The organism is Pseudomonas sp. NFACC02 (assembly GCF_900110765.1).
In the GTDB taxonomy this organism is placed as follows: Bacteria; Pseudomonadota; Gammaproteobacteria; order Pseudomonadales; family Pseudomonadaceae; genus Aquipseudomonas.
Genome location: NZ_FOEO01000009.1, coordinates 64,930 through 86,882 on the forward strand (window position 1 = coordinate 64,930; position 21,953 = coordinate 86,882).

The window sequence follows — 21,953 nt, forward strand, 5'->3', positions numbered from 1 at the left end:
GTGGGCGGGCTTGCTCGCGAAGAGGACCTGCAACCGACTGAGGATTACTTCCGCTCAGGCACGAAACGAACGACGATGCCTTTGAGCTTCTGTTGCTTGTCGAGCTGGTCACGCAAGCGATCCGCTTCCGCGCGCTCGATGAGCGGGCCGACAAACACCCGGTTCACGCCGTCAGACGTACGGATGTAGGCGTTGTAGCCCTGAGTGCGCAGGGTCTTCTGCAGGTTGTCGGCATTGGCCCGATTGGACAGGCTGGCGACTTGAACCGCCCAGGTGATCGACAGACCGTTGGCATCGACCCGATTCGGCTCAGCGGCAGGCGCTGCGGTGGCCGGTGCTTGCGCTGGCGCCGATGCCTGTTTTGCCGGAGCCGGCGAAGGTGCCGCCTTCGCGGCCGGCGCAGACGCAACAGGTTTGGCTGGCGCGGGCGCGATGGGCATCGATGGCGGTTGCTGATTGACCGTCGGCTGGCTGGGATGCGCCAGCTCTTCATCGGTCGGCACCGGCTCCTGGGGCAGTGGCTGCTGCTCCGGAACCGGCACCGGCTCAACCTTGACCTGAGAAACGGCAGGGGCTTGCGGGGCCGCCGGGGCGTCCACCTGCACATGGCGTGCTTCATCCTGACGCGAAAACAGCATCGGCAGGAAAATCACCGCGATGGCAATCAGTACCAGCGCGCCCACCATGCGTTGTTTGTACGCCTTATCCAGCAAAGCCATGTGTCACTTCCTCCGTGACGCGCCAGCAAGCCATTCCAGGGCCTCGGCTACGCAATAAAAAGACCCGAACAGGACAATTTCGTCGTCCGCCGTCGCGAGCGCACACTGTGCCTCGAGCGCCTGCGCGACACTGGGGTAGGACGTCACGGTCGCGCCAAGGTTCTGTAACGCCTGAGCAATTTCCTGCTCCGAGCGACTGCGCGCGGTCGGCAACGGCGCCACCGCCCAATGGCTGAAGCAATGCGTCAGCTCGGTCAGCACACCGTTCAGATCCTTGTCATTGAGCAGGCCGAACACCGCCAGGCGCTTGCCCGCGACAGGCCGCTGATCCAGACGCTGCGCCAGAAAGACAGCCGCATGCGGGTTATGCCCGACATCCAGCAACACCTGCAAGCGCTTGCCCTGCCATTCGAACGTCCGACGATCCAGCCGTCCGGTCACACGCGTATCCAGCAAGGCCGCACGTATAGAGGCTTCATTCCACGGCAGCCCCATCAACAGACAGGCCTGCAACGCCAGCGCGGCGTTCTGCATCGGCAGGTCGAGCAACGGAAGGTCACGCAGCTCGACACGTTGCCCCACGGCGTCGGTACCGAACCAAGTCCAGGACGCCGACTCGACGGACAGATCGAAATCGGTGCCGCGCAAGGACAGCGGGCAATTCAGCGCTTGCGCGCGATCCAGCAACGGTTGCGGTGGATCAAGATCGCCACACACCACCGGACGACCTTCACGGAAAATACCGGCCTTTTCGAACGCCACCGACTCGCGGGTGTTGCCCAGCCATTCGGCGTGATCGACCCCGATACTGGTCACCAGCGCCAGGTCGGCATCAATGAGGTTGACCGCATCCAGACGCCCGCCCAGACCGACTTCCAGCACCACCGCATCCAGCGCCGCCTGCTCGAACAGCCAGAAGGCCGCCAGCGTGCCCATTTCGAAGTAGGTCAGGGAAATGTCGCCGCGCGCCTGCTCGATGACCTCAAAGGCCTCGCACAGTTGCTCATCGGTGGCTTCTACGCCCTGCACCTGCACCCGCTCGTTGTAGCGCACCAGATGCGGCGAGCTGTAGACGCCAACCTTCAAGCCCTGCGCTCGCAGTAACGAAGCGACAAAGGCGCAGGTTGAGCCTTTACCGTTGGTACCGGTGACGGTAATGACGCGAGGCGCGGGGCGGCTCAGACCGATGTTCTGCGCTACCTGTTGCGACCGGTCCAGCCCCATGTCAATGGCAGACGGGTGCAGTTGCTCCAGGTAGCTGAGCCAGTCGCTCAGAGAGCGTGCGGTCATATGTTCGCCGGCGCAGGAGGAACCACGATCGGCTCAAGTTTCGGGGCGACGAATTTGGGGGTCGGCAGGCCCATCATCTGCGCGAGCAGATTGCCCAGACGCTGACGCAGGTCCTGACGGTGAACGATCATGTCGATCGCGCCGTGATCCAGCAGGAACTCACTGCGCTGGAAGCCTTCCGGCAGTTTTTCGCGCACAGTCTGTTCAATCACGCGAGGACCGGCAAAGCCGATCAGGGCCTTTGGCTCGGCGACAATCACATCACCCAGCATCGCCAGACTCGCCGAAACACCCCCGTAGACCGGGTCGGTCAGTACGGAAATGAATGGAATACCTTCTTCACGCAGGCGCGCCAGCACCGCCGAGGTCTTGGCCATCTGCATCAGGGAAATCAGTGCTTCCTGCATGCGCGCGCCACCGGACGCGGCGAAGCAGATCATCGGGCAACGATTTTCCAGCGCGTAGTTGGCGGCCTGAACGAAACGCTCACCCACGATCGCCCCCATCGAACCGCCCATGAACGAGAATTCAAAGGCACTGCACACCACGGGCATGCCCAGCAGCGTACCGCTCATGGAAATCAGTGCATCTTTCTCACCGGTCTGTTTCTGCGCAGCGGTCAGGCGATCCTTGTATTTCTTGCTGTCGCGGAATTTCAGGCGATCGACAGGCTCCAGATCAGCACCGATCTCTTGACGACCATCGGTGTCGAGGAAAATGTTCAGACGCGCGCGGGCGTCGATGCGCATGTGGTGGTTGCACTTGGGGCAAACGTCCAGGGTCTTTTCCAGCTCTGGCCGGTAAAGCACCGCCTCACAGGACGGGCACTTGTGCCAAAGACCTTCAGGTACCGAGCTTTTCTTGACCTCGGAACGCATGATCGAAGGGATCAGTTTGTCTACCAACCAGTTGCTCATGCTTTCTTTCTCCAGTACCGGTGGCCGAAACGCGACGGCGATCAATGCCACGCGCATGCCTAATCAAATTTCGTCTGCGGTCTGGCAAACCGTCGCGCAACGATCGGCGCCCTGGCCTGACCTGCTGCAACGACACATTCGTCCATGACCGCGTTCAACTGCTTACTGCGAGACGCCCGGGCGTCTTCGCCTGTTCAATCTGGTCGCCCACAATCCGTGGTCGCAGGCTAGTGGACGGCGACCGTTGGTCTTCCGTCACATCAACGGGCCGCACCGTCGGAAAAAACGCTCATGCGCCGTGTACGGCACTCATGAAAGCGCGGATCTTGTCGTGATCCTTGATGCCTTTGACCTTTTCCACACCGCCGCTGACGTCCACCGCATAAGGCCGGACCTGCGCAATGGCTTGAGAGACATTAGCCGACGTCAGGCCACCGGCCAGAATGATCGGCTTGCTCAGTTGTTTTGGAATCAATGCCCAATCGAAAGTTTCGCCCGTGCCGCCGGGTACACCTGCGACGTAGGTGTCCAGCAGAATGCCGCTCGCCTTCTCATACAACGCGCAACTGGCCGCGATGTCGTCACCGGCCTGCACACGCAACGCCTTGATGTAAGGGCGATGGTAGCCGTCGCATTGCGCCGGGGTTTCATCGCCGTGAAACTGGATCAGGTCCAGTGGCACCTCGTTCAGCAACGCCTTCAGCGCTTCCCGCTCGGCGTTGACGAACAACCCGACGGTGCTCACGAACGGTGGCAGTTGGGCAATGATCGCCTGAGCCTGCTCGACGGTAACGGCACGCGGGCTCTTGGGATAAAACACGAAGCCGATGGCGTCCGCCCCCGCTTCGACAGCGGCCAACGCATCTTCTATGCGGGTAATCCCGCAGATCTTGCTGCGAACGGCAGACATGTAGTGAAGACCTCAAGCCTTGCGAAAGTCCCGGATGGTAGCAAATGCTGTTCCGGGCGTCAGCCTTCCAGTTCGGTGAAGCCGGTAAGGAAGTGCGGACCGACATAACGCTCCGGCAACGGGAACTCGTCCCGGTATTCGACCTGAACCAGATAAAGGCCAAAAGGATGCGCAGTCACGCCGCCTGTACGCCGCACGCGACTTTCAAGCACTTCACCGGCCCACTCGATCGGTCGCTCCCCTGCCCCGATGGTCATCAGCACACCGGCGATGTTGCGCACCATGTGGTGGAGGAAGGCGTTGGCGCGAATATCGATGACGATCATCTTGCCGTGCCGGGTGACACGCAGGTGATGAATCTGCTTGATGGGCGATTTGGCCTGGCATTGCCCGGCACGGAACGCACTGAAGTCGTGAGTCCCCACCAGACAGTCAGCCGCCAGCGCCATGCGTTCGACGTCCAGCGGGCGGTGATTCCAGGTGATTTCCTGCCCCAGATGCGCCGGACGGATCTGGTCGTTATAGATGACATAACGATAGCGACGGGCAATCGCCTTGAAGCGCGCATGAAAATGCGCCGGCATCTCTTTCGCCCAGGTCACGCTGATGTCATGAGGCAGGTTGATGTTGGCGCCCATGGTCCACGCCTTCATCGTGCGCACGGCCTGGGTATCGAAATGCACGACCTGCCCACAGGCATGCACGCCCGCATCGGTGCGACCGGCGCACATCAGCGAGACGGGCGAATCGGCCACTCTGGACAAGGCGTTTTCCAGCGTTTCCTGAACCGTCAGCACGCCAGTCGATTGCCGCTGCCAGCCGCTGTAACGCGAGCCTTTGTATTCCACACCCAGTGCGATTCTGGAAAAACCTTCGGCGGCCATTTCGGTTGCCGCGGTTTCTGCCTCTGTGTCTGTCGTTGCCAAGAGCTTGAAGCCTTTCGAGATGCGCAAGGGCGGCCATTATACGGATGCCGGGAAAAGACGCCATTGGCAATGGTCGCCCCACCGGATGACTGCCACCGTTTCGTGCCCCAAACAAAAACGACCGCCGAGGCGGTCGTTTTCGATGAGAGACATGTCCGGATCAGGCGAGTCGCGACAACATCTCGCGGGCCTCGGTTTTCTGCCCGTCATCCCCTTCCGCCACAACCTCATCAAGAATGTCACGAGCGCCGTCGGCGTCGCCCATTTCGATGTACGCACGGGCCAGATCCAGCTTGGTCGCCGCTTCATCGGTGCCCGAGAGGAAATCAAACTCAGGCTCGTCATCGGCCAGCAGCGCGTCGTCTTCCGTGAAGGTCGGCGTATTGTCGAACGGCTTGGCGATGGCAGGCTGCTCCAGGCTCTGCGACAAACGCTCAAGCTCGGCATTCACATCATCGATCTCGGATGCAAACGCTTGCGAAGCCTGTTCGCTCTCCATTTCGTCGGCCAACGACAGATCGAAATCGGCCGGCAATTCAAGGTCGTCTTCGGAGGCAGGTTTGCTGGCACCCAGATCCGCCGTTTCGTCGAATGCCGGCAGACCGTGTAAATCATCTTCTCTACCCAGCAGGTAATCATCCTCGGCCTTCAGACCAGGCTGATCTTCCGACAGGTCCAGGTCGAAGTCCGCCAGATCGGCCGGCTCGGCATTTTTCGCTTCCGTCTGTTCCCGCAGGATCGAATCGAAATCCAGGTCGTCCGCAGTCGACCCGCCGAACGGTGCATCCAGGTCCAGATCATCGTGCGTGCTATCGGCGACGTGTTCAGACTGATCTTTAGCCGCGGCAGGCGAAGTGGGCTCCAGGTCGTCCAGGCTCAAATCGAACGCGGTGTCGAAATCATCGGACGTTTGCGCGACAGGCTGGGGCGCCGGGTCAGTGTCCACGACCGGCGCAGGCTCGTCCTTGTCGCTCAGCAGATCTTCTACGTACTTCGCATCCATTTCAGCCGCCAAAGCCGCCGCTGCCGCAACACCCGCCGCCGCTGCAGCAGCAGCTGCCATGGCGGGATAACGGGTTTTGAGCTGTTCGACTTCAGCGTGGTTCTTTCCCGTGGCAATCAGTTGCCGCTCCTGGGCAACAAATCCTGCCTGGTTATTCTGCTCGGCGTAGATCTCCATGAGCTTGAGGCGCAGATCGCTACGCAGAGGCTCTTCTTTGATGGCTTCCTCCAGCAAGGCAACGGCCTGATTGACGCGGCCATAAGCGATGTGAATTTCGGCTTGCACCAATACATCAGCGGGGCGTTCGCGGGTCGGCTCGACGATCACGGCCGCCAGCGGTGCCATCTTTACATTGGGCGGAGGTACCTCCAGGCCCTCGAAACTGCTTTCAGGCATGTCCAGGTCAGACGCGAAGTCAGACTCTTCCGACAAGGCACGAGCCATTTGTCGATGTTTCTCAGCCTCGATCAACGCATTGCGACGGCGGGCCAACAGCAACAGAAGCAACAGCAGCACCAGCAACGCGCCACCTCCGATCAGCCCCATGAGCATCGGACTGGCCAGAATCTTGTCGAGGGCGCTCTGGTTGTCAGCATCGGTCGCGGCAGGGGTCTGCGGTGCAACCGATGGCTGATCAGGTGTGGCGCCGGTAACCGTGGCGCCCTCGACCGGCAGCGCGTCTTCCGGCGCAATTTCATTCGGTGGCTTGCCTGCGGCATCCGGCGCTGCAGGCGGGGGAACGATTTGCGCAGGCATTGCCGGGTTGGCGGCGTTGTTAGGGTTGGTCACGCTGTTGGGGCTGACGGTGCTGTTCGCGTCGGCGGCAGGCGGCGGAACCGCCGCGCCAGCGGCCTGCATCTTGGCCAACTGATCATTTTTGAGCTGGATCAGGCGGTTCAGCTTGTCCACCTGGCTTTGCAAGTCGCTCATGCGGCTTTTCAGCTCGGCATTGTCGCGACGGGTGCTGTCCAGGCTTTCCTGGGTCACCGCCAGTTTGTTGCTGAGCTCGGCGGCATCGCCGGCCGCCCCTTTTGCACCCGGTTTGGCATTGGCCGCCACCAGGCTCAGGTTGTCCTTGGCTTCAATCTGGGCAGGTGTCGCGTCGGTACGATCGCGACGGGTCGCGTCGACCTGGCGCGCGCCGGTCGGCATGCGGCGGCCTTCACGCCACGCGCGATTCTGCTCGGCAACTTCAGCGATGGCTCGCGGCTGCGGTGTCGCGCTGACCTCCTGCGGCGAAGGCAGGCGCAACACCTGGCCTTTCTTCAGACGGTTGATGTTGCCCGCGATGAACGCGTCCGGATTGAGTGCCTGAATCGCAAGCATGGTTTGCTGAACGGTCCCGCCGTTTCGCACACGCTCGGCAATTTCCCACAACGTGTCGTTGTTGGCCGTGGTGTATTCGCTGTATTTCGGCGATGCCGGTGCAGCCGGTGGCTGAGCAGGCGCCTCCACCGGTGCTTGTGCGGTCGGTGCCTGCGCCGGCGCAGTGCCAGGCGCAATCGAAGGCAACTGCGCAGCGGCAGCCGGCGCCTGAGGCGATAACTTCGGCGGATCGAGCAACAGGCTGTATTCGCGGAGCACACGGCCATTGGGCCAGAGCACTTGCACGAGGAATTTCACATAGGGGTCGCGGACCGGTTTGGTTGAGGTAATCCGCAGCACGCTCTTGCCGCCGGGATTGACCACCGGGGTAAAGGTCAGATCATCGAGGATCGGCGTACGGCCAACGCCCGCTTGCGCGAACTCGGCAGAGGTGGCCAGACTCGGCACGACTTGCGCCGCGTTGAGGTCCTGGACCTGTGTGAGTTCGATTTCGGCCACCAGCGGCTGATTCAGGGTCGACTTGACGGTCAGACCGCCGAGGCCGAGCGCCTGGGCCGTACCGGATGACAGCGCCGAAGCCGCAGCGATTGCTAAAACCAGTTTACGAACCTGAACCATAGCCCATCCCTTGTTTAGAATTTCCCCGGCGACCGAGAAGATAAAGCCTGCTAGGGCGTAGGGCGTTTCGACACGCCGCAGCTAGAATGATTCTTTGAATTGTTGGCAAGTATCTTTTACACAACGTCTTTTATCAACAATTCGGCCACCTGCACAGCGTTCAGCGACGCGCCTTTGCGCACATTGTCCGACGTGACCCAGAAATTGAGTTCACAAGGATCGTCGATACCACCGCGCAGGCGTCCTACATAGACAGCATCCTGGCCAACGGCATCGCCGACCGGCGTCGGATAATCCCCCGCGTCGACCAGGTCAATTCCTTCTGCCACATCGAGCGCCGCAGCGACCGCTGCCATGTCCACGGGCGCCGAGGTCTGCACCGACACGCTCAGGCTATCGCCAAAAAACACCGGCACTTGAATGCAGGTCACACCGACCTTGATTAAAGGCAGCGACAGCAACTCTCGCAACTCGGCGACCAAACGTTTTTCCAGCGGAACATGACCTTGCGCGTCAGGCGTACCGACTTGCGCCAATACGTTGAACGCCATCTGCCGGTCGAACACCTTGGGTTCCAGCGGTCGCACATTCAGCAACTCAGCAGTTTGCCGCGCGAGTTCGGTCACACCCTCGCGCCCCAAGATCGACACCGCCATGCACGCGGTGACGCTGATTCGCTGGACGTCGACGAGTGCGCGCAGTGGCGCCAGAACGACCGACAAGGCCGCTGCCGCAGGGCTCGGGCAGGCGATCTGATAAGGCTTCGCCAGACGGGTAAGCAACGCGGCATTGACCTCAGGCACAACGTTTGGCGCCTGCTCGACCGGCAAACCGCCAGACAAATCGATCACTGCACAACCTGCTGCCGTCGCACGCGCGGCGTAACTGCGGGTCACGGCAGGACCGGCGGCGAAGAAAGCGACTTTCACTTTGTTGAAGTCGAACCCGTCGACCTCACGCACGCGCAGGTTCTTGCCACGGTACGCGACCGAGCTGCCCGCCGATTCAGCACTGGCCAGGACGTGCAACTCGCCCACCGGGAAATCGCGCTCCTCAAGGATCTGGACGATGGCTTCGCCGACAGTACCGGTGGCGCCGATCACGGCGAGATCAATGGACTGGCTCATGCAAACACCTCAGAGAAATCGGGGGGCGGCACTTTAACCGCGCCAGAGGTGCCAGGCAAATGACCTGGCAGAACAGGCTGCAGCACGGTCGATCCGTCAGGGCTCAAGCCCGATCCGGAAGAACTCGCCCTGACTCCAGACGCCCATCCAGCGTTGACCGTCGATCTCGCGGGTGACCGCCAGATCAACCAGTTGATAGAAGACATTCCGATGAATCAACGCCTCAAGATTGCTGCGCACGTGAAGATAAGGCGCAGGTTCCTGGGTGGCCGGGTCGAGCGCAACGCGCAACGGGTGCTCGGCGCCCGCTTCTACGACGTCCTCAACGTTGGTGGTGAAACGCAACACCTGCGATTCGCCCTCGCCCTGCACGTCCAGCAGCACGGCAACGAAGGGTGCATCATCGACCGTGATCCCGACCTTCTCGACCGGCGTGATCAGGAAATAGTCGTCGCCGTCACGACGAATGATGGTGGAAAAGAGGCGGACCATGGGTTTGCGACCAATCGGCGTTCCCAGATAAAACCAGGTCCCGTCACGGGCGATCCGCATGTCGATATCGCCACAGAAATCCGGATTCCACAGGTGTACCGGTGGCAAGCCTTTGCCGCTCTTGGGGATCTGCGCCAGCAAGTCGTTGGCCTTGCCCGGATCGCTCATACGCTACTCCTCAGCGGGCTTCGACGCCCAACAGACTGCGAGCGTAATCCTCCATCGGGGGACCTAGCAAATCTTCGGGCTTGGTGTCGTGCAACGTCAGCAAGCCGCCACGGCTGTGAATACGCGCCGAATCGATGAGATAGCGGGTGTTGGTTTCGATCAGCATCAGCTGAATTACACCGCTGTCGATGCCCAGACGGTCCAGCGCTTCCTGGTCGGACCATTCGTCGAAATTGCCAATACGGTCGTCCGCTCTGGCGAAACGGGTGTAGAGCAGATAATGCGCGCCAGCGGCACGCGCTTCGTTCATCGCCTCATCCAGACCTTCCGGTGCGCGCGCTCGGCGAACCATGGGGAAATATTCGATAAAACCGTTGAAGGCTTCTTCGGCCACCACGTTAGGACGCGGATAAGCGCCACCCGGCGGCGCGAATGCGCCCTGAGCGATATAAATGAAGGAGTCCGGCTGCAGGCGGAAATTATTGATTCGACGCGTTGAGCTATGGTCCAGCAGCCCCGCATCGCTGAGCTCGTCGTGGGCGCCTTGTGCCAGATCGCTGACGTGCATGCAGCCACTCAATGCCAAGAACGTCAGCAGTAAAATCAGGCTCCGCATTATTTCCTCCAAAGTCCGGCGACAGAAAACCGGCGAATGGCCGGATAATGCAGCTTTTGCGCCATGTCTGGACGAGATGAAGCGAACCGTTGAGATTTTTCCTGGCAACCGCGACGCCTGGCGCGCAGCAGGGAACGGCATCGGCAGGCCAGTTGAGCGGACCTGCTGATGCCGCTTGGATCAGCTCCCGGAGATTTCCGGCTTGAGGTCATGACCGGTTTCGGGGTCGCGCTTGCGCTTGTTCCCCATGCGCACCCCGATGTCCATCAGGAACTGAAAGAAACCTTCCTGATCTTCCAGGACATTGCTCCAGAACGGCGAGTGGTACAGCGCCACCGCACCGTGCACCAACGCCCATGCTGCGCAATAGTGGAAGTAAGGCGGCACGTCTTCGAGCTTGCCTTCGGAGATCCGGCCTTTGATGAGCAACGTCAGGTGCTCGAAGTTGGAGGCACGGATCTTGTGCAACTGCTCGACCATCTCCGGGACCTGGTTGCCCTTGACCACCTTCTCTTCCAGACGGTCGAACAGGCGGTACCGCTGCGGATCTCGCATGCGGAATTCAAAGTAGGCGCGCGAGAGCGCCTCCTTGTCCTTGTCGACATCGGCCGAGTGAAGCAACTCGTTCAAATCGCGCTCGTAGTCGAGCATAAGGCGCAGATAGATCTCCGCCTTGGACTTGAAATGCTTATAGATGGTGCCTTTGCCAATACCCACGGCATCAGCAATCATCTCGACAGTGACACTGTCTTCACCCTGTTCGAGAAACAGCTTGAGCGCGGTATCGAGAATTTCTTGCTCACGGCGCCGAAACTCACGGACCTTACGAGGTTCTTTCTGCATAGGAAGAGGCTGTGGGTTCAAAATCGAAGCCGCACATTATGCCTAACTTGCAGCAAATTGCACGGATCATCCGACCATGTCGACGTTTCATGACGAATTCGCCCAAGCCCCCGATTTGCGATATCTCAACCACGCGGCGGTCGGCCCCTGGCCAAAACGCACGGCCGCCGCAGTCCATCGATTCGCGCAAGAGAACGTTTTACTGGGCGCGCGCGACTATCCGGACTGGATGAAGGTCGAACGTCGCCTTCGTGAACGACTCGCCAGGTTGCTGAACGCACCGTCGACCGAAGACATCGCCTTGGTCAAAAACACCTCGGAAGCCCTGTCTTTTGTCGCTTTTGGCCTTGACTGGAAGGCGGGCGACAACGTGGTCATCAGCGACGAAGAATTCCCGTCCAACCGTGTCGTCTGGGAAGCCCTCAAACCGCAGGGCGTCGACGTGGTTTACGTCAGTTTGAAAGGCCGGGATCCCGAAGGGGCATTACTGGCGGCGTGCGGGCCGCGGACACGCCTGCTTTCCATCAGCTCAGTGCAATTCGCGACGGGAACGCGCCTGAATCTCGAACGCCTGGGCCACGGCCTGAAGCAACGCGGCGTGCTGTTCTGCATCGACGCCATTCAACAGATCGGTGCCCTGCCGTTCGATGTCCAGGCCAGCCAGTGTGATTTTGCAATGGCGGACGGTCACAAATGGATGTGCAGCCCGGAAGGACTCGGCGTCTTCTACTGTAGCGCCGCGCTAAGGCCCCAATTGAAGCTGCATGAGTTCGGCTGGCACATGCTCGAACACTCGGGCGACTATGGGCGTGAAGAATGGCAGCCCGCCGCCAGCGCTCAGCGCTTCGAGTGCGGCAGCCCGAATACACTCGGCGCCATGGCGCTGGACGCGAGCCTGTCATTGCTTGAAGAAATCGGAATGGAACAGGTCGGGCACGCCGTTCTGGAACGCGTGAAATGGCTTGAAGAAGGACTGAGCGCGGTCAGCAGTGTGGTGCTGCATTCATCCCGCGACGCCGAGCGCCGCTCCGGCATCCTCACGTTCAGCATGGATGGCCTGCAGGCAAATACCGTCTGGCAGCAGTTGATGCATAACCAGGTGGTGTGCCTGCCCAGAGGACCTGGCATCCGGTTTTCGCCGCATTTCTATACCCAATCACGGGTGATCGAGGAGACATTGGCCATTGTGCGCCGTATCGCCTCGCAATGAGGTATCAGCAGCGGTCTGATATTCCAAAACTGTTTAAAAAACGTACAGCCTGGCGCTGGACGCCACGGGATTATGACCAATACTTACATTCGCTGATGCGACATCTCCCCCAAGTGTCGGCATCGGTAAAGGCACCGACGGATAGCGTGTCTTTGTTTTACTCCTAATGGTCTTAACCCGGATTCACCCCCCAGAACCCGGGTTTTTTTTGCCTGCGATTCAGCACGCCAGCGCTTGGCGTGTCAGCAGCTGCAGCCCGGAACCAGGCGCCTTAGGCGGCCTGCCTGACCCGAGCCTGCGCGAACAGGCGCTTGAAGTTATCAGTGGTCTGTTCGGCAAAACGCTCGTAGCTGACGCCTCGCAGCATCGCCAGAAACTCTGCCACTTCACGTACGTACTGCGGCAGGTTCGGCTTTCCACGGTAGGGAATCGGCGCGAGATAAGGCGAGTCGGTCTCGACCAGCAAACGGTCGGCAGGCACCTTGCTCGCCACGTCGCGCAGGGCGTCGGCATTGCGGAAGGTAACGATGCCGGAGAGCGAGATGTAAAACCCCAGGTCCAATGCGGCTTTGGCCATGTCCCAGTCTTCCGTGAAGCAGTGCAGCACGCCCGCCTGGGGCAAGGCGGCGTCACGCAGCAGGGTCAGCGTGTCCTCGCGAGCGCCCCGGGTATGCACGATCACTGGCTTGCCTGTGACGCTGGCCGCCTGTAAATGCAACCGGAACGACGCCTGCTGCAGTTCGGCGGCTTCTGGTTCGTAGTGATAATCCAGCCCCGTCTCACCGATGGCCACCACACGCGGATGGTTGAGTTCGTTGAGCAACCACTCCATTGCAGGCGTCTCGCCCGGCTTGAGGTCCAGCGGATGAATGCCGACCGAGCAATCGACGTCATCGTAGCGCTCTGCCAGCGCCTTGACCGCGCCGGCATTGTCGGCGCTGACGCCGATGCACAGGAAATGACCGACGCCACGGCCACGCGCTGCCTCGAGGGCGTTATCCAGTGAGCCGGCATGTTGAGTGAGATCGAGACGATCCAGGTGGCAATGGGAATCTACAAGCATGGGATCGCAGCTACTTACATCGTATGGGTCGGACGGTCGGACTTCAGAGCCCCGGCCAGGTAGGTTTCAATCATGTTGCGCGCGGTGTTGTCGCCGTCATTGAACTGCACGCCGACACCCGCGGCGCGGTTGCCCTGGGCGCCTTTTGGTGTGATCCAGGTCACTTTGCCCGCGACCGGAATTTTCTCCGGCTCGTCCATCAGGTTGAGCAGCATGAACACCTCATCGCCCAGTTTGTAGCTCTTGCTGGTCGGAATGAACAGTCCGCCGTTTTTGATGAAGGGCATGTAGGCCGCGTACAGGACCGACTTGTCCTTGATCGTCAGGGACAGGATGCCGTTACGTGGACCCGGGCTCAGTGGCACGTTCATCTCAACTTCCTCGAACAATACTGATGTGATGCAGACGGCCAGTCTAACCCTGTCCGGTCAAGGATGCCCACTGCACCAATAAGGCTTCGAGCAACAAAACGCGATTCAAGTTCGCTTTCGACAACACCTTTTGACGCTGCAACAGCACCCAGTCCTGCATGGCCAGCACGCTGGACTGACGCGACTTTTGCGCCAGGTACTGCAGCACCTTGCGCATATCAGCCAACCCAAGGCCGCTTTCGTCCTCGGTCAACTGGTACCGCAGCACCAGATTCGACCAGTCGCAGAACCAGTCGAACAGCAACAACAGCGGGATGTCTTTCCAGCCTTCGGCGAGTTGCGTCGGTGATTGCTGACCTTTCAGCAGTTTCTTCACCCCGTCCACCACTTGGGCGCGCTGCTCTCGCACGCCTTGTGCCTGAAGACTGACCGCCGCCAGTGGAGAACCGGCGGCGAGGGTCAGCAGCTCGACGCGCTCCTCCTCGGTGCATTCCGGCAAGGCCTCCGCCAGCCACGCCACACTCGTGGCTTCGCTGGGCAGCGGACAGGCCTGCTGCACGCAACGGCTTTTGATGGTGGGCAACAGACGGCTGGGCTGGTGACTGACGAGCAGGAGCACGGTGTCCCCGGACGGCTCTTCGAGACTTTTCAGCAGGGCGTTGGCGGCGTTGATGTTCATCGACTCCACCGGCTCGATGAGCACCACCTTGCGCCCGCCCATCTGCGCGGTCTGAACCACGAAACTGACGAGATCACGCACCTGGTCGACCTTGATCGCCTTGTCCGCTTCTTCCGGTTCCAGCACGTAATTGTCGGGATGACTGCCTGCGGCCAGCAACGAACAGGACTTGCAGTGACCGCAGGCTTCCAGCCCTTGGGGCTGCTGGCACAACAACAAATGCATCAAACGCTCGGCGAGCGCCCGCTTGCCGATGCCCGCCGGGCCGTGCAGCAAGTAGGCATGCGCGTGCTGGCGACGGCCGGCCAGTTGCTGCCAGAGCGCGTGTTGCCAAGGGTAGGCCTCAGCCATGTCGGCGTGCCGCCAGCAGGTTCAGCAGATCGGGCAGCAGCGCATCAAGGGATGCTTGCACCTGATCCAGCGGCAGCGCGGCATCTACTCGCCGGTAACGCTCAGGCGCAGCTGCAGCACGATTCAGGTAAGTCGTGCGCACGGCCTCGAAGAACGCGCGGCCTTCCTGTTCAAAGCGATCCAGACGACCCCGCGCCGCCGCACGCGACAGGCCGATTTCCACTGGCAGATCGAACACCAGCGTCAGATCCGGCCGCAGATCGCCCTGAACGAAGTCTTCCAGTGCGGCGATACGCTCGACCGACAGGCCTCGGCCGCCACCTTGATATGCGTAGGTCGCGTCGGTGAAACGATCGCAAAGTACCACCGCACCGCGCGCCAAGGCCGGCCGAATCACGCCCGCCAGGTGCTGTGCACGGGCCGCGAACACCAGCAGCAGTTCGGTGTCGGCGTCCATCGTTTCGTCGCTGGGCGCCAGCAGCAGTTCGCGAATGCGTTCGGCCAACGGCGTGCCTCCGGGTTCACGGGTCAGCACGACATCGACGCCGTGGCTGCGCAGGCGCTCGGCCAGGTACTCGCGGTTGGTGCTCTTGCCCGCACCTTCGGGACCTTCCAGCGTAATAAACAAACCGGTCACAGGCAGTCCTTAATCAGATTCATTGCGGGCTCTGCTCGCCCTTCTTCTCAATCTTGTCACTTGAGTCGGTCGGTGCATTGGCGGGTTCGGCCGCTTCAGGCTCCGGCGCCTTCTGTTCAACCGGTGGCATCTCAGACGACTGTGGCTCAGCCGACTCAGGCACTGGCGCCGTGTCGGTCGCAGGCTTCTCGGTCGCCGGTGCAGCCTCGACGGCAGGCGTCGGCGCAACAGGCGCAGGGCTGGAGCGGTAGTCGGCGCGACGCTTGAGCTGAAATGCCTTCACCGCCGCATTGTGGGCGTCCAGATCGTCCGAGAACACGTGGCTGCCGTCACCTCGCGCAACAAAGTACAGACTGCTGCCTGCCACGGGGTGCATGGCCGCATGAATGGCTTCACGGCCGACCATGGCGATGGGTGTCGGTGGCAGACCGGAGATGACATACGTGTTGTAAGGCGTGGCTTCCTTCAGAAAAGCACGGGTGATCTTGCCGTTATAGCGCTCGCCGAGTCCGTAGATGACGGTTGGATCGGTCTGCAACAACATGCCCTTCTGCAGCCGTCGCACGAAAACCCCCGCGATCTCCCCGCGCTCCTGCGGCACGCCCGTCTCTTTCTCCACCAGCGACGCCATGATCAACGCCTGATAGGGATCGGCATAAGGCACATCCGCCGCTCGCTTGTCCCATTCTTCCTGAAGCACCGCATCGAGTCGGTTATACGCCTGCTTGAGCAATTCGGCATCGGTCATGCCGCGAACGTAGCGATAAGTGTCCGGGAAGAAGCGACCTTCGGGGAAAACGTTGGGGTGACCCAGTTTGGCCATCACCTCACTGTCACTGAGGTTGCTGAGGGTCTGTTCGAGCTTTGGCTGCTTGCCGAGTGCCGCGCGAACCTGACGGAACGTCCAGCCTTCCACCAGCGTCAGGCTGTACTGCACGACCTCGCCCTTTTCCCACAGCGTCAGCAACGACTTCGCCGTCATGCCCGGCGTCATGCGGTATTCACCGCTGTGCAGCGGCTGACCGGACAGATTGAAGCGCCAATATAGGCGCAACAGGAATGCATCCTTGATGACGCCGTCGGCCTCCAGGCGGTTGAGCACGCCTGTCGGGGACGAACCTAAGGGCACATCGAGCAATTGCTCTTGTGTCAGTTTCAAGGGTTGCTGCAGCGCGCTGTTCTGCTGCCAGAAAGCCAGACCCAGTAACAGCCCCGCCAGAATCACACCGGTTTCCAGCAAGACAAATAATTTTCGGATCACGAATCAGATATCCAGAAGCCCGCGAACGAGGTTTTGCAGTTTACGGGTGACCGTTCCAACCGGCCAGTTCAGTTGCTCGAACGCGCGGACAGGCCAGATACCGTAGACGCTGTTACAGACAAAAACCTCATCGGCCTTCTGCAGGTCGGACATGTGCAGATCAAGCGCGCGAGCCGGCATGTTTTCCTGCTCGGCCAGGGTCAGCAATTCGGCCCGCATCACGCCCGCGACCCCGCATCGCGTCAGGTCCGGTGTCAGCAGCACGCCACCCTTGACCATGAACAGGTTGCTGTAGACCCCTTCGACAACCCGGCCCGCGGTATCACGCATCAGGCCCTCGGCATGCTCTGCGTCGCTCCATTCTGCGCGCGCAATGACTTGCTCCAGGCGATTGAGGTGCTTGAGCCCTGCCAGCAGTGGCTGTTCGGCCAGTCGGGTTTTGCAGGGAAAAAGACGAACACCCTGTTCGGCATTCGCCTGGGGGTAGAGAGCCAGCGGGCTGCTCTGCAGGATGCGCCGAGGCTGGGCGTCGACAGCGGGCGCATAACCGCGCACGCCATCGCCCCGGGTGACGATCAACTTCATCACGCCTTCGTTCATCTGCACCGCAAATGCCCGACACTCTTGCTCTATCAGCGCCAGATCGAGGTTAAGCGCCAGACGCCGCCCGCCCAGCGCCAGACGCTGCAGGTGACGTTCGAACAGCAATGGCTGGCCCGCCCTGACCAGCAGGGTCTCGAACAGGCCATCGCCGTAGGCCAACCCCCGGTCCTTTACGGGCAGAGCGTCGGCTGGCGCGCCATCGATCCAGCACGCGGTCATTCGGCGTACCGGCGAAACACCAGCGAGCCATTCGTGCCGCCAAACCCGAACGAGTTGGAGACGACAACGTCGATGGGCATGTTGCGCGGTTCATGGGGCACAAAATCCAGATCGCAGCCTTCGCCCGGCTCATCGAGGTTGATGGTCGGTGGCGCCACCTGGCCATTGATTGCCAGCACACTGAAGATCGCTTCGATGGCGCCTGCCGCTCCCAGCAAGTGCCCGGTCATGGACTTGGTGGAACTGACCGCCAGCTTGTAGGCGTGATCGCCGAAGACCGACTTGATCGCGTTAACCTCTGCCAGATCGCCCGCTGGCGTCGATGTACCGTGAGCGTTGATGTACTGGACCTGATCCGGCGTGACTTTCGCATCGCGTAACGCATTGGTGATGCAACGAGCCGCACCCGCGCCATCTTCCGGTGGCGAAGTCATATGGAACGCATCGCCGCTCATGCCGAAACCGATCAACTCGGCGTAGATCGTCGCACCACGGGCCCGGGCATGTTCCAGTTCTTCAAGGACCAGTGCGCCTGCGCCGTCGGACAGCACGAAGCCATCACGGCCTTTGTCCCAAGGGCGACTGGCGCGCGCAGGTTCGTCGTTTCGGGTCGACAAGGCACGAGAGGCACCAAAGCCGCCCATGCCCAGACCACAGGCGGCCATCTCGGCACCACCCGCAATCATCACATCCGCCTCGTCGTACGCGATGTTGCGCGCGGCCATGCCGATGCAGTGCGTGCTCGTGGTGCAGGCCGTCGCGATGGCGTAGTTCGGCCCCTGTGCGCCCAGATGGATCGACAGGAATCCGGAAATCATGTTGATGATCGACCCGGGCACGAAGAACGGGGAGATCTTGCCAGGGCCTTGCTCATGCAGCAGGCGACTGGTGTTTTCAATATTGGTCAGCCCCCCGATACCGGAGCCCATCGCCACTCCAATCCGCTCACGGTTGGCGTCGGTGATTTCGATACCCGCATTGCGTACCGCCTGAAAGCTGGCAGCCAGGCCGTACTGAATGAAGAGATCGAGACGGCGCGCCTCTTTGGGCGACAGATACTCCTCGACCTTGAATCCTTTGACCGAACCGCCGAAGCGGGTCGTGTAAGCCGAAAGGTCCGTGTGTTCGATTAGGCCAATGCCACTCTGGCCAGCCAGAATGCCTTGCCAGGTACTGGGCACATCGTTGCCCAATGGCGTCAGCATACCCATACCGGTGACCACGACGCGTCTACGCGACACAGGACTCTCCTTTTTTCTATTGACGAAACACTGCCCTGCTTAAAGAAAAAACCGCACGCCTGGGGCAGTGCGGTTTTTCCATGACAGCGCGCTACGATTACAAAATCTTACGCCTGATGGGCAGTAACGTAGTCGATAGCAGCTTGAACAGTGGTGATCTTCTCGGCTTCTTCGTCAGGGATTTCGGTCTCGAATTCCTCTTCCAGAGCCATTACCAGCTCAACGGTGTCAAGGGAGTCGGCACCCAGGTCTTCAACGAACGAAGCGGTGTTGACCACTTCCTCTTGTTTGACGCCAAGTTGCTCGGCAACGATTTTCTTGACGCGTTCTTCGATGGTGCTCATACCGTGTGTTAACTCCTAGTGGACAAATTCAGGCAGCTGGCCGACGGGTAAGTGTATAGAAGAGGTTTTGCGTATTTCAAGCTCAACGCAATTCCCGCTACGCCCATCGCCCCTCAACCCATTAATAGATTTCAGCTTTATAACGGATTTTAGACAGCCCGTATGACATTTTTTCGATACGGGGAGTCACATGTACATGCCGCCGTTCACGGGGATTGTAGCCCCGGTAACGTAGCCTGCACCTTCCGAGGCAAGAAAAGCGACCACGTGCGCGATCTCTTCTGCCTGCCCCAGTCGACCCAGAGGAATCTGGCTCGTCAGTGAATCACGTTGTGCCTCTGGCAGCTCGCGGGTCATGTCGGTGTCGATAAACCCTGGGGTTACCGAGTTGACAGTCACTGCTCGCGAGCCGACTTCACGCGCCAGCGCGCGACTGAAACCTTCCAGCCCCGCTTTCGCGGCGGCGTAGTTTACTTGACCTGCGTTGCCCATGGCACCCACTACGGAGCCAATGCTGATGATGCGGCCCCAACGGGCCTTGGTCATGCCACGCAAAACGCCTTTGGTCAGGCGGTACAGGCTGGTCAGGTTGGTATTGATGACGTCATGCCATTCGTCGTCCTTCATGCGCATCATCAGGTTGTCACGGGTGATGCCGGCGTTATTGACCAGGATCAACGGCGCGCCAACGCGCTCCTGAATCTGCGCCAGAACCGCACTGACCGACTCGTCGCTCCCGACATCGAGTGCGATGCCGAAGCCTTCGATGCCGTTTTCCTTGAAGTAGGCAGTGATCTTCTCGGCACCGGACTCGGTCGTGGCAGTCCCCACCACCGTGGCGCCGTTACGGCCCAGTTCCAGGGCGATCGCCCGACCAATGCCACGGCTCGCACCGGTGACCAGTGCAACTTTACCCTGACTCATGCAGGTTCTCCTTATCAGGCCAGCGCCGCGAGAGTGGCGGCGAAGGCATCCGGGGTATTGAGGTTGTGGGTGTTCACGCCATCGGCGCAACGTTTGTTAAGACCCGCCAGGACTTTGCCCGGGCCGCACTCCACCAACTGCAGTGCACCATTGGCGGCCAGCGCCTGAATCGACTCGACCCAACGAACCGGCTTGTACAGCTGTTGCAGCAAATCGGTTTTCAGCGTCTCCAGGTCCGAAACCACGCTGGCGCTGACGTTCTGTACCAGAGGGATTTGCGGCGCTTGCCAGTCGATGGCAGCGACGGACTCGGCAAAACGCTCGGCAGCAGGACGCATCAGCTCACAGTGCGACGGCACGCTGACCGGCAATGGCAGCGCGCGCTTGGCACCTTTGGCCTTGCAGGCTTCAATCGCGCGGTCGACGGCCGCTTTGGCACCGGCGATCACCACCTGACCCGGCGAGTTGAAATTCACGGCACTGACGACGTCGCCCTGAGCCGCTTCGGCGCATGCTGCAATCACATCGGCATCGGTCAGACCGAGAATGGCGGCCATGCCACCCTGCCCGGCCGGAACAGCCTCTTGCATCAGTTGACCACGACGTTCCACCAGCTTGACGGCATCCGCCAGCGACAGGCTGCCAGCCGCTACCAGCGCGCTGTATTCACCCAGGCTGTGGCCGGCGACGAACGCGGGACGCACGCCGCCTTCTGCCAGCCACAAACGCCACAAGGCGATCGAAGCCGTCAGAATGGCCGGCTGGGTTTTGTCGGTTTGATTGAGGTTTTCTTCCGGGCCCTGCTGGGTCAGCGCCCAGAGGTCATAACCCAAAGCGTCGGAGGCTTCTTTAAACGTGTCCAGGATCACCGGGTACTGCGCGCCCAGCTCGGCAAGCATGCCGAGGGACTGCGAGCCCTGACCTGGAAAGACGAATGCGACGGAAGCAGACATTAACAAGCCCCTGATTATTGTCGTCGAAAAGAACGTCCGGACGGACCGAACGCAAGGTAATTCAAAGTGTTGCAACTGGCCAATTGGATGACCCATCAGTCACAAGGGTCACATTCTAGCGCAAGACGCGCTACAGCAACGCCTCCAGACGCCCATGCAGACGCTCGGGCAGATTCTCCTGGATTTCGATCAGGGCCCGCTGAATCGCGCTTTGAAAGCCCTGAGCACCTGCAGAGCCATGGCTCTTCACCACAATGCCCTGCAACCCCAAAAAGCTTGCGCCGTTGTGACGCGCAGGCGCCAGATCAGCCTTGAGGCGGTTGAGCAGCGGCATCGCCAGCACGCCGACGGCCCTGGACAGCACATTCTGCCGGAACAACCCTTCGATCCGCTCGCCGATCATGGTGGCCAGGCCTTCGCTGGATTTAAGCAGGATATTCCCGACAAACCCGTCACACACCACCACATCAGCCTCGCCGCGATACAGACCGTCGCCTTCAACGAACCCGACGTAGTTGAGGCCCGGCGCGGCCTGCAACAAACTGGCTGCCAACTTGACCTGCTGGTTGCCCTTGATGTCTTCGGTGCCGACATTGAGCAGCGCAACCTTGGGCCGCGCCACGCCGAGCGCTTCGGCCGCGACGGCTCCCATGACGGCGAACTGATAAAGGTTCTCGGCACTGCAATCGACGTTCGCGCCCAGGTCCAGTAACTGACAGTAGCCACGCTGGGTCGGAATCGCCGCGACCATGGCGGGCCGGTCGATGCCTGGCAGGGTCTTGAGCACGAACCGCGAGAGCGCCATCAACGCACCGGTATTTCCGGCACTGACACACGCCTGCGCCTTACCGTCCGCCAACAGACGCAACGCTACACGCATCGACGAATCCGGCTTGCCGCGCAGCGCAAGCGAGGGCCGATCGTCCATGGTGATGACTTCAGTGGCATTGACGACGAGCAGGCGCGACCGATCAACACCGGCATGGTGTGCGATGAGCTCTTCAAGAAGGGAGGCTTGACCGACGAGGGTCAGATGAAGCGAGGGCGTAGCGAGCAGGCAGGCAATGCTGGCCTGAACAATGCTGCGGGGACCGAAGTCCCCGCCCATTGCGTCGATCGCGATGACCGGAGCGGACAAGAAA

Annotated in this window: 21 protein-coding genes and 1 pseudogene; 1 reads left to right on the top strand and 21 read right to left on the bottom strand. The window is 60.8% G+C overall.

Translation table 11 applies throughout. The features are described from left to right. Window positions 1-44 precede the first annotated feature (44 nt). The 10 genes and pseudogenes from BMY73_RS10470 to BMY73_RS10515 form a co-directional block, all read right to left on the bottom strand. Window positions 45-719, bottom strand: coding sequence for an SPOR domain-containing protein (locus tag BMY73_RS10470; protein ID WP_092406928.1), 675 nt, complete (start codon window positions 717-719; stop codon window positions 45-47). After that, window positions 703-2,009 (bottom strand): annotated as a pseudogene (gene folC / locus BMY73_RS10475) (bifunctional tetrahydrofolate synthase/dihydrofolate synthase). Before folC ends, BMY73_RS10470 begins: the two are co-directional and overlap by 17 nt. Continuing rightward, window positions 2,006-2,926 (bottom strand): acetyl-CoA carboxylase, carboxyltransferase subunit beta, encoded by a 921-nt coding sequence (gene accD / locus BMY73_RS10480; protein ID WP_092407060.1) that lies wholly within the window; start codon window positions 2,924-2,926, stop codon window positions 2,006-2,008. Before accD ends, folC begins: the two are co-directional and overlap by 4 nt. A gap of 289 nt (window positions 2,927-3,215) precedes the next feature. Continuing rightward, window positions 3,216-3,836 (bottom strand): phosphoribosylanthranilate isomerase, encoded by a 621-nt coding sequence (locus BMY73_RS10485; protein ID WP_092406930.1) that lies wholly within the window; start codon window positions 3,834-3,836, stop codon window positions 3,216-3,218. 59 nt (window positions 3,837-3,895) lie between these two features. Beyond that, complete coding sequence (gene truA, locus BMY73_RS10490) at window positions 3,896-4,720, bottom strand: tRNA pseudouridine(38-40) synthase TruA (RefSeq protein ID WP_092407062.1); 825 nt, start codon at window positions 4,718-4,720, stop codon at window positions 3,896-3,898. Window positions 4,721-4,922: 202 nt separating this feature from the next. Then, the gene (locus BMY73_RS10495) at window positions 4,923-7,709 is read right to left on the bottom strand and encodes a motility hub landmark protein FimV (RefSeq protein ID WP_092406932.1); all 2,787 of its coding nucleotides are present in this window, start codon (window positions 7,707-7,709) and stop codon (window positions 4,923-4,925) included. A gap of 116 nt (window positions 7,710-7,825) precedes the next feature. Further along, a complete protein-coding gene (locus BMY73_RS10500; protein WP_092406934.1) occupies window positions 7,826-8,836 on the bottom strand; it encodes an aspartate-semialdehyde dehydrogenase in 1,011 nt (336 codons plus the stop codon). A gap of 96 nt (window positions 8,837-8,932) precedes the next feature. Then, a complete protein-coding gene (locus tag BMY73_RS10505) occupies window positions 8,933-9,496 on the bottom strand; it encodes a DUF1285 domain-containing protein (protein WP_062380533.1) in 564 nt (187 codons plus the stop codon). Window positions 9,497-9,506: 10 nt separating this feature from the next. Further along, a complete protein-coding gene (locus tag BMY73_RS10510; protein ID WP_092406936.1) occupies window positions 9,507-10,112 on the bottom strand; it encodes a DUF4823 domain-containing protein in 606 nt (201 codons plus the stop codon). Window positions 10,113-10,292: 180 nt separating this feature from the next. Further along, window positions 10,293-10,955, bottom strand: coding sequence for a TetR/AcrR family transcriptional regulator (locus BMY73_RS10515; protein WP_062380529.1), 663 nt, complete (start codon window positions 10,953-10,955; stop codon window positions 10,293-10,295). Window positions 10,956-11,031: 76 nt separating this feature from the next. On the opposite strand from BMY73_RS10515, the gene BMY73_RS10520 reads away from it, so the two are divergent. Next, entirely contained in the window at window positions 11,032-12,165 is a 1,134-nt protein-coding gene (locus BMY73_RS10520) for an aminotransferase class V-fold PLP-dependent enzyme (RefSeq protein WP_092406938.1), read from the top strand. A 271-nt stretch (window positions 12,166-12,436) separates the two neighbouring features. On the opposite strand, the gene BMY73_RS10525 is transcribed toward BMY73_RS10520, so the two are convergent. From BMY73_RS10525 to plsX, 11 genes are all read right to left on the bottom strand, one after another. Further along, entirely contained in the window at window positions 12,437-13,228 is a 792-nt protein-coding gene (locus BMY73_RS10525; protein ID WP_092406940.1) for a TatD family hydrolase, read from the bottom strand. A 14-nt stretch (window positions 13,229-13,242) separates the two neighbouring features. Further along, on the bottom strand, window positions 13,243-13,599 hold the full coding sequence (locus tag BMY73_RS10530; RefSeq protein WP_062380523.1) for a PilZ domain-containing protein: 357 nt from the start codon (window positions 13,597-13,599) through the stop codon (window positions 13,243-13,245). 43 nt (window positions 13,600-13,642) lie between these two features. Continuing rightward, window positions 13,643-14,629, bottom strand: coding sequence for a DNA polymerase III subunit delta' (locus BMY73_RS10535; protein ID WP_092406942.1), 987 nt, complete (start codon window positions 14,627-14,629; stop codon window positions 13,643-13,645). Beyond that, window positions 14,622-15,266 carry a dTMP kinase gene (gene tmk / locus BMY73_RS10540; RefSeq protein ID WP_092406944.1) on the bottom strand — a complete coding sequence of 215 codons (645 nt, stop codon included), beginning with the start codon at window positions 15,264-15,266 and terminating at the stop codon, window positions 14,622-14,624. Before tmk ends, BMY73_RS10535 begins: the two co-directional genes overlap by 8 nt. A gap of 19 nt (window positions 15,267-15,285) precedes the next feature. Then, a complete protein-coding gene (gene mltG / locus BMY73_RS10545) occupies window positions 15,286-16,527 on the bottom strand; it encodes an endolytic transglycosylase MltG (protein ID WP_092406946.1) in 1,242 nt (413 codons plus the stop codon). Between the two features lie 3 nt (window positions 16,528-16,530). Then, window positions 16,531-17,349: an aminodeoxychorismate lyase gene (gene pabC / locus BMY73_RS10550; protein ID WP_092406948.1), complete on the bottom strand. Its 819-nt coding sequence runs from the start codon at window positions 17,347-17,349 to the stop codon at window positions 16,531-16,533. Next, on the bottom strand, window positions 17,346-18,590 hold the full coding sequence (fabF, locus tag BMY73_RS10555) for a beta-ketoacyl-ACP synthase II (protein ID WP_062380515.1): 1,245 nt from the start codon (window positions 18,588-18,590) through the stop codon (window positions 17,346-17,348). Before fabF ends, pabC begins: the two co-directional genes overlap by 4 nt. A 107-nt stretch (window positions 18,591-18,697) precedes the next feature. After that, on the bottom strand, window positions 18,698-18,934 hold the full coding sequence (gene acpP, locus BMY73_RS10560; protein WP_007253394.1) for an acyl carrier protein: 237 nt from the start codon (window positions 18,932-18,934) through the stop codon (window positions 18,698-18,700). Window positions 18,935-19,120: 186 nt separating this feature from the next. Continuing rightward, the gene (fabG, locus tag BMY73_RS10565) at window positions 19,121-19,858 is read right to left on the bottom strand and encodes a 3-oxoacyl-ACP reductase FabG (RefSeq protein WP_092406950.1); all 738 of its coding nucleotides are present in this window, start codon (window positions 19,856-19,858) and stop codon (window positions 19,121-19,123) included. Between the two features lie 14 nt (window positions 19,859-19,872). Continuing rightward, a complete protein-coding gene (fabD, locus tag BMY73_RS10570) occupies window positions 19,873-20,811 on the bottom strand; it encodes an ACP S-malonyltransferase (protein WP_092406952.1) in 939 nt (312 codons plus the stop codon). A gap of 130 nt (window positions 20,812-20,941) precedes the next feature. Further along, a complete protein-coding gene (gene plsX / locus BMY73_RS10575) occupies window positions 20,942-21,949 on the bottom strand; it encodes a phosphate acyltransferase PlsX (protein WP_092406954.1) in 1,008 nt (335 codons plus the stop codon). Between the last annotated feature and the right edge of the window lie 4 nt (window positions 21,950-21,953).

Coding starts and splice junctions, on each gene's coding strand:
- acpP (WP_007253394.1), bottom strand. CDS start 18,934: ATGAGCACCATCGAAGAACGCGTCAAGAAAATCGTTGCCGAGCAACTT.
- accD (WP_092407060.1), bottom strand. CDS start 2,926: ATGAGCAACTGGTTGGTAGACAAACTGATCCCTTCGATCATGCGTTCC.
- BMY73_RS10525 (WP_092406940.1), bottom strand. CDS start 13,228: ATGCTTGTAGATTCCCATTGCCACCTGGATCGTCTCGATCTCACTCAA.
- truA (WP_092407062.1), bottom strand. CDS start 4,720: ATGGCCGCCGAAGGTTTTTCCAGAATCGCACTGGGTGTGGAATACAAA.
- fabG (WP_092406950.1), bottom strand. CDS start 19,858: ATGAGTCAGGGTAAAGTTGCACTGGTCACCGGTGCGAGCCGTGGCATT.
- BMY73_RS10520 (WP_092406938.1), top strand. CDS start 11,032: ATGTCGACGTTTCATGACGAATTCGCCCAAGCCCCCGATTTGCGATAT.
- BMY73_RS10515 (WP_062380529.1), bottom strand. CDS start 10,955: ATGCAGAAAGAACCTCGTAAGGTCCGTGAGTTTCGGCGCCGTGAGCAA.
- pabC (WP_092406948.1), bottom strand. CDS start 17,349: ATGACCGCGTGCTGGATCGATGGCGCGCCAGCCGACGCTCTGCCCGTA.
- BMY73_RS10505 (WP_062380533.1), bottom strand. CDS start 9,496: ATGAGCGATCCGGGCAAGGCCAACGACTTGCTGGCGCAGATCCCCAAG.
- fabD (WP_092406952.1), bottom strand. CDS start 20,811: ATGTCTGCTTCCGTCGCATTCGTCTTTCCAGGTCAGGGCTCGCAGTCC.
- BMY73_RS10470 (WP_092406928.1), bottom strand. CDS start 719: ATGGCTTTGCTGGATAAGGCGTACAAACAACGCATGGTGGGCGCGCTG.
- BMY73_RS10485 (WP_092406930.1), bottom strand. CDS start 3,836: ATGTCTGCCGTTCGCAGCAAGATCTGCGGGATTACCCGCATAGAAGAT.
- BMY73_RS10530 (WP_062380523.1), bottom strand. CDS start 13,599: ATGAACGTGCCACTGAGCCCGGGTCCACGTAACGGCATCCTGTCCCTG.
- BMY73_RS10500 (WP_092406934.1), bottom strand. CDS start 8,836: ATGAGCCAGTCCATTGATCTCGCCGTGATCGGCGCCACCGGTACTGTC.
- BMY73_RS10510 (WP_092406936.1), bottom strand. CDS start 10,112: ATGCGGAGCCTGATTTTACTGCTGACGTTCTTGGCATTGAGTGGCTGC.
- BMY73_RS10535 (WP_092406942.1), bottom strand. CDS start 14,629: ATGGCTGAGGCCTACCCTTGGCAACACGCGCTCTGGCAGCAACTGGCC.
- BMY73_RS10495 (WP_092406932.1), bottom strand. CDS start 7,709: ATGGTTCAGGTTCGTAAACTGGTTTTAGCAATCGCTGCGGCTTCGGCG.